The sequence below is a fragment of the Bradyrhizobium cedriense genome, assembly GCF_054602315.1.
In genome coordinates, this window is record NZ_JBTSWB010000003.1 from 41,989 (window position 1) to 57,097 (window position 15,109).

The 15,109-nt window shown below is 63.9% G+C and carries 13 protein-coding genes; 3 read left to right on the forward strand and 10 right to left on the reverse strand.

Annotated features, from left to right (window positions below; genetic code table 11):
* The 4 genes from ACYCVF_RS11805 to ACYCVF_RS11820 all read right to left on the reverse strand — a co-directional run bounded on the left by ACYCVF_RS11805 (window position 1) and on the right by ACYCVF_RS11820 (window position 3,582).
* Complete coding sequence (locus ACYCVF_RS11805; protein ID WP_459595696.1) at window positions 1–780, reverse strand: ABC transporter ATP-binding protein; 780 nt, start codon at window positions 778–780, stop codon at window positions 1–3.
* Window positions 777–1,763 (reverse strand): FecCD family ABC transporter permease, encoded by a 987-nt coding sequence (locus ACYCVF_RS11810; protein WP_459595697.1) that lies wholly within the window; start codon window positions 1,761–1,763, stop codon window positions 777–779. Before ACYCVF_RS11810 ends, ACYCVF_RS11805 begins: the two co-directional genes overlap by 4 nt.
* 71 nt (window positions 1,764–1,834) lie before the next feature.
* Window positions 1,835–2,932 carry an ABC transporter substrate-binding protein gene (locus ACYCVF_RS11815; protein ID WP_459595698.1) on the reverse strand — a complete coding sequence of 366 codons (1,098 nt, stop codon included), beginning with the start codon at window positions 2,930–2,932 and terminating at the stop codon, window positions 1,835–1,837.
* A gap of 146 nt (window positions 2,933–3,078) precedes the next feature.
* Window positions 3,079–3,582, reverse strand: coding sequence for a hypothetical protein (locus tag ACYCVF_RS11820; protein WP_459595699.1), 504 nt, complete (start codon window positions 3,580–3,582; stop codon window positions 3,079–3,081).
* Between ACYCVF_RS11820 and ACYCVF_RS11825 the strand changes: the two genes are divergently transcribed.
* Window positions 3,581–5,632 (forward strand): TonB-dependent receptor, encoded by a 2,052-nt coding sequence (locus ACYCVF_RS11825; RefSeq protein WP_459595700.1) that lies wholly within the window; start codon window positions 3,581–3,583, stop codon window positions 5,630–5,632. The genes ACYCVF_RS11820 and ACYCVF_RS11825 overlap by 2 nt on opposite strands.
* A 6-nt stretch (window positions 5,633–5,638) precedes the next feature.
* Here the strand turns inward: ACYCVF_RS11825 and queC are convergent, their stop codons facing one another.
* Window positions 5,639–6,352 carry a 7-cyano-7-deazaguanine synthase QueC gene (gene queC / locus ACYCVF_RS11830; RefSeq protein ID WP_459595701.1) on the reverse strand — a complete coding sequence of 238 codons (714 nt, stop codon included), beginning with the start codon at window positions 6,350–6,352 and terminating at the stop codon, window positions 5,639–5,641.
* A 126-nt stretch (window positions 6,353–6,478) separates the two neighbouring features.
* On the opposite strand from queC, the gene mazG reads away from it, so the two are divergent.
* Window positions 6,479–7,309 (forward strand): nucleoside triphosphate pyrophosphohydrolase, encoded by an 831-nt coding sequence (gene mazG / locus ACYCVF_RS11835; RefSeq protein WP_459595702.1) that lies wholly within the window; start codon window positions 6,479–6,481, stop codon window positions 7,307–7,309.
* A gap of 172 nt (window positions 7,310–7,481) precedes the next feature.
* Here the strand turns inward: mazG and hflX are convergent, their stop codons facing one another.
* The 4 genes from hflX to ACYCVF_RS11855 all read right to left on the reverse strand — a co-directional run bounded on the left by hflX (window position 7,482) and on the right by ACYCVF_RS11855 (window position 13,166).
* Window positions 7,482–8,861, reverse strand: a complete 1,380-nt coding sequence (gene hflX / locus ACYCVF_RS11840; RefSeq protein ID WP_459595703.1) for a GTPase HflX — start codon at window positions 8,859–8,861, stop codon at window positions 7,482–7,484.
* Between the two features lie 11 nt (window positions 8,862–8,872).
* A complete protein-coding gene (gene hfq / locus ACYCVF_RS11845; protein ID WP_007591126.1) occupies window positions 8,873–9,121 on the reverse strand; it encodes an RNA chaperone Hfq in 249 nt (82 codons plus the stop codon).
* 248 nt (window positions 9,122–9,369) lie between these two features.
* Window positions 9,370–10,740, reverse strand: a complete 1,371-nt coding sequence (gene ntrX / locus ACYCVF_RS11850) for a nitrogen assimilation response regulator NtrX (protein ID WP_459595704.1) — start codon at window positions 10,738–10,740, stop codon at window positions 9,370–9,372.
* A gap of 17 nt (window positions 10,741–10,757) precedes the next feature.
* Window positions 10,758–13,166 carry a sensor histidine kinase NtrY-like gene (locus tag ACYCVF_RS11855; protein WP_459595705.1) on the reverse strand — a complete coding sequence of 803 codons (2,409 nt, stop codon included), beginning with the start codon at window positions 13,164–13,166 and terminating at the stop codon, window positions 10,758–10,760.
* A gap of 177 nt (window positions 13,167–13,343) precedes the next feature.
* On the opposite strand from ACYCVF_RS11855, the gene ACYCVF_RS11860 reads away from it, so the two are divergent.
* Window positions 13,344–13,490, forward strand: a complete 147-nt coding sequence (locus tag ACYCVF_RS11860) for a hypothetical protein (RefSeq protein ID WP_459595706.1) — start codon at window positions 13,344–13,346, stop codon at window positions 13,488–13,490.
* Between the two features lie 167 nt (window positions 13,491–13,657).
* Here the strand turns inward: ACYCVF_RS11860 and ntrC are convergent, their stop codons facing one another.
* On the reverse strand, window positions 13,658–15,100 hold the full coding sequence (ntrC, locus tag ACYCVF_RS11865; protein WP_061024399.1) for a nitrogen regulation protein NR(I): 1,443 nt from the start codon (window positions 15,098–15,100) through the stop codon (window positions 13,658–13,660).
* Window positions 15,101–15,109: the final 9 nt, after the last annotated feature.

Below are 15,109 nucleotides of genomic sequence, written 5' to 3' on the forward strand. Positions count from 1 at the left end.
TCAGGGAGCGAGAGGCTGATCCGGAGCTTTGCTCCGCAAGCCGTGCAACGGCACGATCGCGGAGGCCGTCTCCTCGTCCGCGTGAACGTCCACGCGGCGCACCGGCACCCCATACATCCGAGCGAGATTGCTTTCCGTCAGCACCTTCTCGGTCGGACCGGAGACGTGAGTGCCATCCCGCAGCATCAGCAAGGTCGTGTCGGCGATACCGATTGCATGGTCCGGGTGATGGGTCGTGAACAGCACGGTTAGACCAAAGGAGCTTGCGAGGCGCAGGAGCAGTCGAAGAACAATGCCCTGATTGGCCATGTCGAGTGCCGACGCTGGCTCATCCAGCACGAGGACCTTGCAGTCGCTGGCCAGTGCGCGGGCCAGCAGGACGAGCTGCCGCTGTCCGCCGCTCAGTCGGTCGTAACGCTGCTCCGCGAGGGCCACCAGGCCGACTTCCTCGAGAGACTCATATGCACGTTCCCTGTCCTTGCGTCCCGGCGAGCTGAACCTGCCAAGATAACGGCTTCGTCCCATCAGGACCATGTCGACGGCACTGTAGGACTGATCGGCCGTCAATGCCTGCGGAACGAAGCCCACATGGCCGTCGATGTCGATGTTTCCTTCCTTGAGCGTCAATGTTCGGCTGATCGCGCGCAGCAAGGTCGTCTTGCCGCAACCATTGGGCCCGAGGATCGCTGCGATCCGGGCCGAAGGAAAGGTTACCGACAGCTCACGAAAAAGCCAGTGCTGGGATCCGTAGTTGTGGCCTGCATTCTCGATGCGGATCATGCTGCGCCGCTCTTCGTGGTGCGCCGGAGGAGAAGCGCGAAGATCGGAGTGCCGATGAGCGCCGTGATGATCCCGACCGGAATCTCGGCCGGCGTGAGCGACCGCGCAAGCGTGTCCGCGGCAACCAGGAAGATAGCGCCGAGGAATGTCGATACCGGCAGCAGCTGGCGGTTGTCCGCCCCGACGATCATGCGCGCAAGGTTGGGAATGATGAGACCGACCCAGCCGATCGTTCCGCTGACCGCAACCTGGGACGAGATCGCAAGACAGGCCGCGGCCAGCAGGATCAAGCGATCGCGCCCCGGATTGACGCCGAGAGTTCGAGCCTCTTCATCTCCGAGCGAAAGAACGTTGACCCGCCACCTCATCCCGATGAGCACGGCGGCTGCAACCGCGGTGCAGACTGCAATCAGGCCGCAGTGTAGCCAAGTCGATGGCGCAAAGCTGCCCAGCAGCCAGAACACGATGACCTGCAATGTCGTCTCGGGATCGGCCAGATAGGTCACAAGTCCGACCAGCGCGCTGCAGAACGCGCTGACGACCACGCCCGCGAGCACGAGCGTGAGGATCGGCGAGAGATTGTCGCTGCGATGGAGCGCGAGCACGGCGACGAGCGCCAAGGCGGCTCCTCCAAAAGCACCGATCTGGACGAGCGGCCCGAACCCGACCAGGAAGATGACGATGACGCCGCCGAGGGCAGCTCCGGAGGAAGCTCCGATTGTCTGGGGGCCAACCAGCGGATTGCGGAAGATCGCTTGCAGCACTGCGCCGCACAGAGACAGACTCGCGCCTGCGATGGCGGCAGTGAGCACGCGCGGCAGCCTCACCGTTTCGACGACGACCGCTTCCGTGGTCGTCCATGTCGCCTTGACTGCGACCAGGTGCGACAAGATGATCGACAGCACCGTGCCGAACGGGACCTGATACCGTCCCGACGCTATCGACCACAGCAGCACGAGGATCAGGCCCGCGGCGAGCGCCACGTAAAGCAGGACGAAGGATCTCTCATCCCGCGAGGGGAGACTCGTAGCCGATCGGGAGATAGCGCTTCCCATCAATGAGCCCGATAAGCTTCATAGCCGGCAGAGCCGACGTTATCCTTGAGAAACAGGATGCCGTCTATCTCCTCCTCGGTGGGATCGTAATTGTAGAGAAAGCCGAACCAGCTCTTCACCGAGGTACGAATGCTCTCCTGAACACGTTCTGGATGCAGCAGACCGGCCAGCCAGAGCCAACCAAGGGCCGACTCGTGGCTCGGCGGATCCCAGCGATAGCCCCCGAGAGGGACGCGGTACACGCGGCGGGCCTGAACGGCCTCGACGCCCTGCCAGCGCGGATCACGATACAGATCGGACGGCATCGCCGAGTCGAAATTTCCAAGCAGGATGACTTGCGGATTCCACGCGAGGATCTGTTCAATGGTCACGGTGCTGATCGAAGCGGTGTCGCCGACCGCGTTCTGTCCGCCGGCCAGCTGAATGGCGAAATCCTGCGCCGTTCCTTTGCCGCTGACGCGCAGCGTGTTTGTGGCGCGATTGAAGTAGAGCACGCGCGGTCGCTGCATCGACGATAGATCTGCGAACCGCGACGTCAGCGACTGACGAGTCTCTTGCTGCCTTCGGAGCAATTCGCTGGCGCGGTCTTCCCTGCCCGCGATCTTCCCCATCAACTTCACGTACTCGACATAGTTCTCGAACGAGCCCACACGCATGCCGACGACCGGAATCCCGGTCCGGTCCAATGGCCCAATGATCTCGTTGTTGTTGGCCCATTGGAAGATCGCATCGGGCCGCAATGCGAGGATTGCCTCCACGTTCGGGGCGAAGTTCGATGCATCTCCGCCGGTCGTTATCGCCGTCTGGATCTGCCTGAAGCCCGGAAACAGCTTTCCGAAAATGCCCTCCTGCATTGCGCGTGCGGCGTGTTCGTTCATGCCGACGATCTTCCTGTCGCCGCCGTCGATCGCCATGAAAGTCGATGGTGCCGGAATCGGAATGACGACCAGGCGTTCTGGCAGCTGGCTGAATGAGAGCTTGCGGTTGCGCTGGTCGGTCAGATCGATCGCGTTCGCAGAACTGAGCTCCCCGAACACAATCACAAGGATCGTCGCCAAACCCAGTGATGGTCTTACCCATTGCAACAGCGGCAGCATGAAATGCGAGAACCTCGTCGGCGCGGGGAATTATCTACCCGGCGCTGCTGACACGGCTACATAGTCCAATCAAAGGAAGATGCAAAAGCAAAATACTCGTCGTGCGCCGGAGATGCGGCTGTCAGAAATTAGAATTGCTCGAAAGACTAAACGTCATTCGATCGCGACAACGAGTGGCCGAATTTCCGTGCATCTAACGCTTGATCGATAAGCAGAGCATCCAGGAAAATTTGAATCTCTCGAAACTGGACTTCGGAAGATGGCACAAGAGATTGTGGCACGATAAGACGCCCGAGGCTGGCTGAATGCTGAGGGATATCGTCGATGCTTTCGAGAACGATCGTTTTTGACTTTGGGAGGAGTTCACTTTTTTCGTCGACCTGGAGATGGAGTGTAGGGCTTGCTTGTGTGGCGGCCACGGCATCGAGCGTGATCGCGGAAGCCCAGACGGCGAGTAGTTCGTCACAACAATCCGTGCTGCCGGCGGTGACCGTCGAGGCCGGAAAGCCGTCGAAGCCTCGCCGCACGGCACGGCAGAATGCAGCGCGCGCAGCGCGACAATCCCCGTCGCAAGCTGTCCAGCCGGCACGAGGCCCGCAAACCGCGCAAACGGCTCCTGAAGGCACGAACAGCGATTCCCTGAAGCCCATGGGCGGCAGGCTGCCGCAACCTGGAATTCCTCATCTTGCGGAGCAGAGCATCACGGTTGTTGACCGCGCCCAGATCGAGGCAACCTCGCCGACCGGCCTTCTCGATATTCTCGCTTCGGTCCCGGGCGTCTCGATCGCCCGCTCCGGCGGCATCGGTGGTCAGATCTACCTGCGAGGCTTCTCCTCGAACAGCTTCCGCTCGCCGATGTTCATCGACGGCGATCGCTTCCGTGGCCGCAATACGCTGCAGCTCAACTATCTCGCACCTGACGAAGTCGAGCGCGTCGAAGTGATCCGCGGTCCAGGCTCCGTCGTCTATGGCAGCGAGGCGCTGACCGGACTGGTCAACGTCGTGACCCGATCGTACACCGGCGACACGTCGGGACCATTCCGGTTTACGGGCGGCGGCTGGTCGACTGGCTACGGAAGCGTCGCCAATTCGGTCTCCACCTACGACTGGGTCAAGGGCGCCGGACAGGGCTTTGATTTCATCGGCGGCTTCGCCGGACGCTGGGGCGGCGACTATCGAACGCCGCTCGGAACGGTACCGAATAGCGACTATCAGAGCATCGGTGGCAATATCAAGCTGGGCTATACGCCCGATATCGGACACAGGCTGGAGCTCTCCTTGCGCTCCTACAGCGAGGTCGATGGGCGAGCCGGCGGTGTCGGCGGGGCACCAGGTGCGCCGTATCTCCAGGTCCGGCAGGACCCCAATCAGGTGCATTCGGCGCGCATCGCCTATTCGGGCGAACTCGACGGCCTGGTGAAGCACGTCGAGAGCTCCTTCTACGTCAACTATTTCGACACGAGGCTCTCGACCATCAACAACACGATCAACGCCGCTGGCATTACCACCAGAACCGTCAAATCCACCAGCCACGTCATCGGCCCGTTGGTCATCGGGGGACGCTCGCTCGCCGAAATTCCCTGGCTCAGTCCTTGGGGAGCGACCAAGACGACGCTCGGCCTTGACGGTTTCCGGGAAGCACGGCCCGGCAGTGAGGTGACCTCCGAAACCATCACCCGCAACGGGACGACGGGGGCCGTGATAAGCGACGTGTTCTCTCCGTACACCAAGCAAGGTCCGGACACGACGCAGTCCAACATCGGTGCCTTCGCCCTGCACGAATGGAAGCCGATCCAGCCGCTGACGCTTTCGGCGGGCGGCCGTTTCGACTGGTTCAACACGACCACTGAGACCTCACCGCTCGCGTCGAGCATTCCGGCAAACGTCCGGGCAGTCTATGCGAGCAACACCAACGTCGTTCAGACGGCTCCGACGGGGAGTCTTGGCTTTGTCTATGCCATCCTGCCCACGGTCGATCTGCTCGGCAACGTGGCGACCTCGTTCCGCCAGCCGACGAACTCCGAGCTGTTCGCCGTGACGGCCACCCAGCTTCCCAATCCGAGCCTGAAGCCCGAGAGCGGCGTGACTTATGAAGGGGGAGCACGCTTTCACACGGGCAACGCGGAGCTCAAGGTTACGGCGTTCGATACGCACTACGAGAACTTTCTTCAAACGGTCGCAGTGACGCTCAACGGCGTCGGCGGCTATACCCAGTCGCAGAACGTCGGCAAGGCCGAGGTCACCGGCGTGGAGTTGGAGGCACGCTGGCAGATCACGCCGGCCGTCAACGTGTTCACGAATTTGGCCCAGCTGCGGGGCACAAACACGGTGACAGACAAGCCGCTGCCGTTTCTCGCACCCTATCGCGGGCGGATTGGGATTCAGTACGCTGACCCGAATGGCAGCTACTCGATTCTAGGTGTGGTGGATTGGGCCGCCAGCAAAACCCGGATCGACACGGCGCAGGAGTACACGACCTCGGGCTATGCCATTCCCAAGCTTTATGCGACGCTTCAACTCGGGAAACTGGTATCTCCGCAACTCGGCGATACCAAGCTGATCCTCGGCCTGGAAAACATCTTCAACACGGCCTATGTCGACGCCTCGACCTTCGTGAATCGCTCGTATCCACGGAGCTTCACGAACCCTCTGGTGGAGACGGGCCGAAACGTCTCGGTGAAGCTGCAGCACACTTTCTAGCGGTCGCTAGGTTTGCGCCACATACTCCGTCCAGCCCTTCGCCCGCAGGCTGCACGCCGGGCATTCGCCGCAGCCATGGCCCCAATCATGCTGCGCCCCGCGTTCGCCGAGATAGCAGGTGTGCGAGTGCTCGCGGATGAGATCGACGAGCTCCTCGCCGCCGAGTTCATGCGCGAGCTTCCAGGTCGTGGCCTTGTCGATCCACATCAAGGGCGTGTGCAGCTCGAACTTTCTGGCCATGCCGAGCGAGAGCGCGGCCTGCATGGCGCGGATGGTCTCGTCCCGGCAATCGGGATAGCCGGAATAGTCGGTCTCGCACATGCCGCCGACGATGTGGCTGATCCCGCGTCGATAGGCCAGCGCTGCGGCGAAGGTCAGGAAGACGAGGTTGCGACCGGGCACGAACGTATTGGGCAGGCCATCGGCCCCCATCGCGATCGCGACGTCGCGCGTCAGAGCCGTCTCGGACACGGCCGCCAGCGTCGGGATCGATAGCGTGTGGCTCTCGCCGAGCCTTGCGGCCCAATCCGCACGCAGGTTCTTGATGCCGTCGAACAACCGCTCGCGGCAGGCGAGCTCGATGGCGTGGCGCTGGCCGTAGTCGAACCCCAGCGTCTCCACGCGCGCAAAGCGGCTGAGCGCCCAAGCGAGGCAGGTGGTTGAATCCTGGCCGCCGGAGAACAGCACCAATGCGGTCTCGGAGGAAAATGCGTCACTCATGGTGGGCGCTTTAGCATTGCGCGACCTGCTCGCCAATCGGTGGAAATCGGCCTGTTCCGCCGCACCAGGCTGGGAACGCCGGCCCGGTTTTGGCATAAGGTTGCCGACCCAGGAGACTGCCCGGCAATGACCCCTTCCCGCGACATTTTCCGCCTGATCGAGATCATGGCGGCGCTTCGCACGCCGGTCACCGGCTGCCCCTGGGACCTCGAGCAGGATTTTGCGACCATCGCGCCCTACACGATCGAGGAGGCCTACGAGGTCGTGGATGCCATCACCCGCGGCGATCTCGACGATCTCAGAGAGGAGCTCGGCGATCTCCTGCTCCAGGTCGTGTACCACGCCCAGATGGCCTCGGAGCAGAGCGCGTTCGACTTTGGTGACGTCGTCGAAGGCATCACCCGCAAGATGATCCGCCGCCATCCCCATGTCTTCGCCGACAAGGACGGCAATCTCGCCTCCTCCCATGTCAAGGAGGTCTGGGATCGCATCAAGGCCGAGGAAAAGGCCGAGCGCGCCGCGCGCCGGCCGCCGGAGGACACGCCATCGCACAAATCGCTGCTGTCGGGTGTGAAGGCCGGCCAGCCCGCTTTGACCCGCGCCATGGAGCTCCAGCGCAAGGCTTCCACCGTCGGCTTCGACTGGAACGACCCGCGCGCGGTGCTGGCAAAAATCCGCGAGGAAGCCGACGAGATCGAGGCCGCGCTCGACCGCAACGACAAGCGGGAGCTGGCCGAAGAAACCGGCGACCTGATGTTCGCCCTCGTCAACCTCGCCCGCCACGTCGATGCCGATCCGGAAGCCGCACTGCGCGCGACCAACGCGAAGTTCGAGCGTCGCTTCGCCTATATCGAGCGAGCCCTGCAGGCTCAGGGCCGCACGCTGGAGGATGCGTCGCTGGCTGAGATGGATGCGTTGTGGAACGCGGCGAAGGGTGGGGAGACGCCGGCGTCATAGAGAGGCAACGACATGCGCCGCTAACTCCGCTGTCGTCCCGGCTCAACACCGGGCCCCATCGTAACAGGAAGCAATTTGGCGAAGGCGTGGGGTCATATGTGATCGGTACGGATACCGCACAAGCTCGATAGATCACGCGGTATGGTTCCGGCGTTCGCCGGGACGACACCGGTTATGTGGCGTGATGCGGCACCGCGTCGAACCTGTTCACCACGATATCCCGCTTGGTCTCATCCACCCGCACGGTCATGTCGAAGCGGCCGTCATGCAGCTCCTTCGACAGGACCTCGGCGTTGCGGTGAAGCCAGCTGATGCCGGCACCGTCCGAGGCGTCGATGGAGAGATCGAGCGTGGTGCGCTTGGCGGCGAGGCGTTCCTCGATCGCGGCAAGCAGTGCGTCGATGCCCTCCCCTGATGCGGCCGAGACCAGCATCGCCGGATGATCCGCCGGCCTGCGCGCGGCGATATTGAGCAGCTCTTCACGCTGCTCGGCGTCGAAGCGGTCGATCTTGTTCCAGACTTCGATGATGCGGCCGCTATCGTCGGGGTTGATGCCGAGCTGGCGCAGCACCGCGTCGACGTCGCTCTGCTGCGCTTCTGCATCTTCATGGGAGATGTCGCGCACGTGCAGAATGACGTCGGCTTCCAGCACCTCCTCCAGCGTCGCACGGAAGGCGGCGACGAGTTGGGTGGGCAGATTCGAGATGAAGCCGACGGTGTCGGACAGCATCGCCTTGCCGCCATGCGGCAGAGTGAGCGCGCGCAGGGTCGGGTCAAGCGTCGCAAACAGCATGTCGGCGGCCTGCACGTCGGCCCGCGTCAGGCGGTTGAACAGCGTGGACTTGCCGGCATTGGTGTAGCCGACCAATGCGACCACGCGATACGGCACGCGCTGACGACCGGCGCGATGCAGCCGGCGCGTGGCCTGCACTTTCCTCAGCTCACTCTCGAGCTTGGAGATGCGCTCCTGGATGAGCCGGCGGTCCGCTTCGATCTGGGTCTCGCCCGGACCGCCCATGAAGCCGAAGCCGCCGCGCTGGCGCTCCAGATGGGTCCACGAACGCACCAGGCGCGAGCGCTGGTAGTTGAGATGCGCGAGCTCGACCTGGAGCGATCCTTCCCGCGTCTTGGCGCGGCGGCCGAAGATTTCCAGGATCAGCCCGGTGCGGTCGAGCACCTTGGCGTGCAGCTCCTTCTCGAGGTTGCGCTGCTGGATCGGCGCCAGGGCGCAGTCCATCACCACGAGCTCGATGTCGAGGCTTTTGACCAGCGCCGCCATCTCCTCGACCTTGCCCTTGCCGATATAGGTGGCCGGCCTGATCTGGCTGATCGGCGTGATGATGGCGTCCGCAATCACGAGGTCGATCGCGCGCGCGAGGCCGGCGGCTTCGTCGAGCCGGGCCTCGGCGTCGCGCTGGATATGACTCTCCGATTGCGCGTCGGCACCGCCGGCGCGCACCCGCAAATAGGGGCCGATGACCAGCACCCGCCCCGTATGAGCCCCTGCCGACCGCGGACGGTCGGCATCCCCGCCGAAGTTCCGGGGTTCCAATCAGATCACTCTCAAGCCGGCTGATCCTCGCCGCCTTCGAACAGCTGAATCGGAGCGCCCGGCATGATGGTCGAGATCGCATGCTTGTAGACAAGCTGCGAGTGACCGTCGCGCCGAAGCAGCAAACAGAAATTGTCGAACCAGGTCACGATGCCCTGGAGCTTCACTCCGTTGACCAGAAAGATCGTCAGTGGCGTCTTGGTTTTGCGAACGTGATTAAGGAAGGTGTCCTGCAGGTTTTGTGCGCGGTCTGCCGCCATTGTTTTTTTCTCGCTTTGAGTTTCTTTTTATTGCGCCGGTTGCGGCCCTCTTTGTGAATATCGGGGCCTCTCCCGGTTGCCGTCCCTCATGAGATCCCCCTCGGAGGGAACAGCAGTGCAATTAGAGGACAGGTGGACCTTTTAGGCAAGCCGCTTCACGCGGCAGCCCCCGCCGATGGTCCCGAAAAACTACGGAAATCGATGATTCTGCAGGCTGATTCCTGATGTCCGACCGCGCGCGGCCATGTCTAGCCAACGCCAAGCGCCTTCAGCTTCCGATGCAGAGCCGAACGTTCCATGCCAACAAACTCGGCCGTGCGAGAAATATTTCCTGAGAAACGGCTGATCTGCGCAATCAAATAGTCGCGCTCGAAGACCTCGCGTGCTTCGCGCAGCGGCAGGCCCATGATGTGCTCACCGTTGTTGCTGGTCGGCATCGCCGGCACCATGGAGCCGACGTCCTGCGGCAACATGTCGGCCGTGATGATGACCTCGGGCCCGCCGGCCGCCAGAATCATGACCCTCTCGACGTTGTTGCGGAGCTGGCGCACGTTGCCCGGCCAGACATGGGATTGCAGCACGGCCATCGCGTCCTGGCCGATCTGGCGCTTGGGCAGGCCGCTGCCGGTCGAGATCTGCTCCATGAAGTAGTCGATCAGTTCCGGAATGTCTTCGCGACGCTCCGACAGCGCGGGCACCCGGATCGGCACCACCGAGAGCCGGTGATAGAGGTCCTCGCGGAATCGGCCGGCCGCGATTTCCTCTTCGAGATTGCGCGCGGTCGAGGAGATGATGCGCACGTCGACCTGCACCTTGGCGGTGCCGCCGACGCGCTGGAACGACTGCTCGACCAGCACCCGCAGAATCTTGTTCTGGGTTTCGCGCGGCATGTCCGCGATCTCGTCGATGAAGAGCGTGCCGCCATGGGCCTCCTCGAGCGCGCCGGGCTTGCGCGGCTGCTCGCCGTTGGACTGCTCGATACCGAACAGCTCATGCTCCATCCGCTCGGGCGTGATCGCGGCGGCATTGATCACCACGAAGGGACCGTCGGCGCGGCCCGAGGCCGTATGCAGGGTGCGCGCGGTCAATTCCTTGCCGGCGCCGGCGGGGCCGACGATCAGGATGCGGCTGTTGGCCTTGGCCGCGCGCTCGATGGTCTGGCGCAGCTGGTTCATGCTGGGCGAGCGGCCGACGAGCTGACTGGCGCTCGGGGCGAGCTGCTTCAGCTCCTTCACCTCGCGCTTGAGCCGCGAGTTCTCCAGGGCGCGATTCGCAACCAGGATCAGGCGATCGGCCTTGAACGGCTTCTCGATGAAGTCGTAGGCGCCGCGCTTGATCGCCGCGACCGCGGTCTCGATGTTGCCGTGGCCGGAGATCATCACGACCGGCAGATCGGCATTGTCCTTCTTGACCTGCTCCAGCAGCTGCAAGCCGTCGAGCTTGGAGCCCTGCAGCCAGATGTCGAGAAACACCAGATGCGGCCGACGATTGGCGATCTCGGCGAGTGCCGTATCGCTGTCGCGTGCGGTCCGGGTCACGAACCCCTCGTCTTCGAGAATGCCCGCAACGAGATCCCGAATATCGGCCTCATCATCGACGATCAGAATTTCACTTGCCATGGATCGCGCCTGCCTTGTCAGCTGCCTGTTGAGGCTTCGATTTTCGTTGAATCATTAGTCTTTTCAGCCGGCTCTTTGGTTCCGGCGGCCGGCTCTTTTGTTTCCTGGTTCTTGACGGATTCCGCAGCCGTTCGATCGGTTTCGGGCTTGGTTGTTGTCGCGGTCGCCTGCTTGGCCGCCGCCGCCTGCTCGGCCGCCTCAGACTTCGCGGGTTGCCCTGAGACGGCAAAGCGCATCCGCATCCAGGCGCCGCGCTGGCCTTCGCGGAAGTCGGAGGCGTCCTTCAGCTCGATCCGCCCGCCATGGTCTTCCAGCACGCGGCCGACGATGGCCAGCCCCAGCCCGGTGCCCTTGGCGCGCGTGGTGACGTAGGGCTCGAGCAAGCGCGAACGCGCGACCTTGGGCAGTCCGATGCCGTTGTCGACCACGTCGATCAGCACGTCGTCGCCCTCGCGCGACACCACCACGTCGATACGGCCTTTGCCGAGCTCCTCGGGCGGGACCTGCTCGATCGCTTCGGTGGCGTTCTTGACGATGTTGGTGACCGCCTGGGAGATCAGCCGCCGGTCGAACTGCGCGCGGAGCGGATCGTCCTTGAACTCGGCCTCGATGTCGATCTCGGGATGGGCGACCTTCATCAGGAAGACGGCCTGCCGCACCGTGTCCGCGACGTCCTCGCCTTCCATCACCGGCTTCGGCATCCGCGCGAATCGCGAGAACTCGTCGACCATGCGCCTGATGTCGTCGACCTGGCGCACGATGGTATCGGTGCACTGGTCGAAGATCTGCTTGTCCTTGGCCTCGGTGATGGCCTTGCCGAACTTGCGGCGGATGCGCTCGGCGGAAAGCTGAATCGGCGTCAGCGGGTTCTTGATCTCGTGCGCGATTCGGCGGGCCACGTCTCCCCAGGCCGAGGTGCGCTGGGCCGAGACCAGCTCGGTGATGTCGTCGAGCGTGATGATGTAGCTGTCGTGCGGCTGGTTCTTCTCGGCGCTGACCCGGACCGACAGATTGCGCTCGGCGCCGTCCCGGGTGATCGTGATCTGGCCCTGCACCAGACGCTGGGTCCCTTCCCGCGCCGTCTTCATCATCTCGTCGAGCTCGGGCAGCACGTCGGAGAGCGGATGGCCGAGCGTCTCCGCCTCGGAGTGGCCGATCAGCTTCTCGGCGGAGCGGTTGAGGATGCCGACGCTGCCGGACGCGTCGACGCCGATGATGCCGGCGCTCGCCGAGGACAGCACGGCCTCGATGAAGCGGCGGCGGCTATCGATGAGATCGCTGGCGTTGACGAGCTCGTCGCGCTGGCTGCGCAATTCCTGCGTCATCTTGTTGAAGGTCTCACCCAGTTGGGCGAGATCGCCTTCCGACTGGTGCACCGGCACCTGGACATGGAGATCGCCGGTCGAGACCGTCTGCGCCGCGTTCATCAGCCGCCGGATCGGCGAGACCAGCGAATTGGCGAAGTTGAGGCCGATCAGCACCGAGGCCATCAAAATGGTCAGCGCGATCACCGCGAACATCAGCGCGAAGGCGACCTGGATGCCGAGCCGGCGCGACTCGATCTGTGCGTATTCGGCGACGCTGACCTCGGTCTGCTTGAGCTGATTGACGACGTTCGGATCGAGAGGACGGGCGACATAGAGGAAGGTGTCGTTGAAGGCGCGCAGACGGATCACCGCGGCGACGAAGCTCGCATCCGGCAGGACCGCGATCTCGGGCTCGTTCTCGTTGACGTTGCTGAGAAAGTCCGGCGCGGGCGGCGAATAAGCCAGCCGCATCCCGGTGTCGGCGGATTCCAGGATGTTGGTGTTCTTGTCGATGATCATCGCGCCCGGCAAATTGCGGGAGGCGGCGCTCGCCGTCAGCATCTCGCGAAACGAGCGGCGGTCCTGGTCGTAGAGCGGCCGGGCGTGGGCGATGTCGTTGGCCATGCCGATGATGTCGCCACGGATCAGCTGTGCGTGGTCCTGCATATAGGCCCGCGCGATCGTCAGCGAATTCTGGACGACCTCCTTGGTCGTGCCGGAGAACAACCGGTCGAGGCCACGCTCGATGGTGACATTGGCGACGATGGCGACCAGCACCGCCGGCAGCACCGCGACGATCGAGAACAGGCTGACGATCTGGACGTGGAGGCGTGCCGCCGCCCTGCCCCGCCGCCGGGCCAGGATCAGCTGCCAGAGCTCGCGGATGATGATCCCGACCAGGAGCAGGATGGTGCCCGCGTTGATCAGGTAGAACGAGCGGACGACCTCCGGTGTCGGCTCGATCGCGGTGAGGCCGGTCAGGACCAGGAAGGTCAGCAGAGCCGAAAGCAGCGCCAGAGCCACGGCAACAGGCGCCAGCCAGCGCCGCAGCGACCAGCGCTTGGGCTCTTCGGCTAGGGTCGTGTCAAAGTGTGCGGCCGAGGTGTCTGCGCTGGTCATTCCGGCAATCGCGGTGCTGAAAACGGGCCCGCGACGGGCGGGTACTGATGTATTCGTACCACATTGTTGCCGAATTGCGACAATTCCGCGGCGCTTCGGACGCGACTCGCGAACACCATCCACAACCACATGCCTGCTGGACGGGAACGGATTCCCGTCACCCCGGCTTGACCCGGCATGGATAGAGTCTTTCTCGCAACGATGGTCTCGGCCGTCCTTCTGCTGATCGTTGCCGCCGACCTCCTGGTCAACGGCCTTGGTCTGCAGGACCCGCCGGCGAATGTCGCCAGCGTCATGCCGGCACCCGGCCGATTCGTCAGATAGAATCGATGCCGCGTGTTGGGGCCGAATGACCGATTTGATTGTGCGAGTGGAACCTTTCGATCCCATTGGGACTTCTGCTCACCGCGCCAGCCATAACGGCCAGCGCGATCCGGACAGGCTCAGCTCTGCCTTGGTAGGGGGAGCTGAGCCACCGTCGGCTCGAGAGATTAGCCCCCGCTCCGATACACCTGAATGTCGAGGTCCCGGATCTTCTTCCGCAGCGTGTTGCGGTTGAGGCCGAGCAGGTCGGCGGCGCGGATCTGGTTGCCGCGGGTGGCGGCCAGCGCGGCCGTCAGCAGCGGCACCTCGATCTCCTTGAGGATGCGGTGATAGAGGCCGGGCGGCGGCACGCCGTTCGGAAAGCCCTGGAAGTGCGAGGACAGATACGCTTCCACCGCGCCGCCGAGATTGTCGACGCCCTGCTGGACCGCGGCGCCCGGGCTGACCGAGGGCGGCGCGAGCTCGCCGTCGATGACGGACGCCGTGATCACGTCCTGGGGATAGAGCGCGGCAAGGCGCCGGGCGAGATTTTCGAGCTCGCGCACGTTGCCGGGCCAGCGGTGCTGCTTCATCCGTTCCAGCGCCAGCGCATCCAGCTTCTTCGGCGGCAAGCCGTCCTTCTCGGCCAGCGTGAAGAAATGCCGCACGAGATCCGGCAGGTCCTCGATGCGCTCGCGCAGCGGCGGCAGCCGCAGCGGCACGACGTTGAGGCGGAAGAACAGATCCTCCCGGAACAGGCCCTGCTGGATCAGCACGCGCAGGTCCTTGTTGGAGGCCGCGACGATGCGCACATCGGTCTTGATCGGGGTGCGGCCGCCGACGGTGGTGTATTCGCCCTGCTGCAACACGCGCAGCAGACGGGTCTGCGCCTCCATCGGCATGTCGCCGATTTCATCGAGGAACAGCGTGCCGCCCTCGGCCTGCTCGAAGCGGCCGGAGGCGCGGGTGTTGGCGCCGGTGAAGGCGCCGCGCTCGTGGCCGAACAATTCGGACTCGATGAGGTCGCGCGGGATCGCGGCCATGTTGACCGCGACGAACGGGCCGTTCCGGCGCTTGCCGTAGTCGTGCAGCGCCCGCGCCACCAGCTCCTTGCCGGTACCGGACTCGCCCGTGATCATCACGGTGAGGTCGGTCTGCATCAGGCGCGCCAGCACGCGATAGATTTCCTGCATCGCCGGCGAGCGGCCGACCAGCGGGATCGCCTCCATCTCGGCATCTTCGTCCGGCGTCGAGGTCCGCTCCTTCGGCTCGGCGAGCGCGCGGCCGACGATGGCGATCAGCTCCTTGAGGTCGAACGGCTTGGGCAGATATTCGTAAGCCCCGCGCTCGGAGGCGCGGATCGCCGTCATGAACGTGTTCTGCGCGCTCATGACGATGACGGGCAGATTCGGCCGCATCTTCTTGATCCGCGGCAGCAGGTCGAAGGCGTTTTCGTCCGGCATCACCACGTCGGTGATGACGAGGTCGCCCTCGCCCTGGCTGACCCAGCGCCATAGCGTTGCGGCATTGCCGGTCAGCCGCACTTCGTAACCGGCGCGCGACAGGGCCTGATTGAGAACGGTGCGGATGGCGGTATCGTCATCGGCTACGAGAATGCTACCTGCGGGCATCGTTGATCC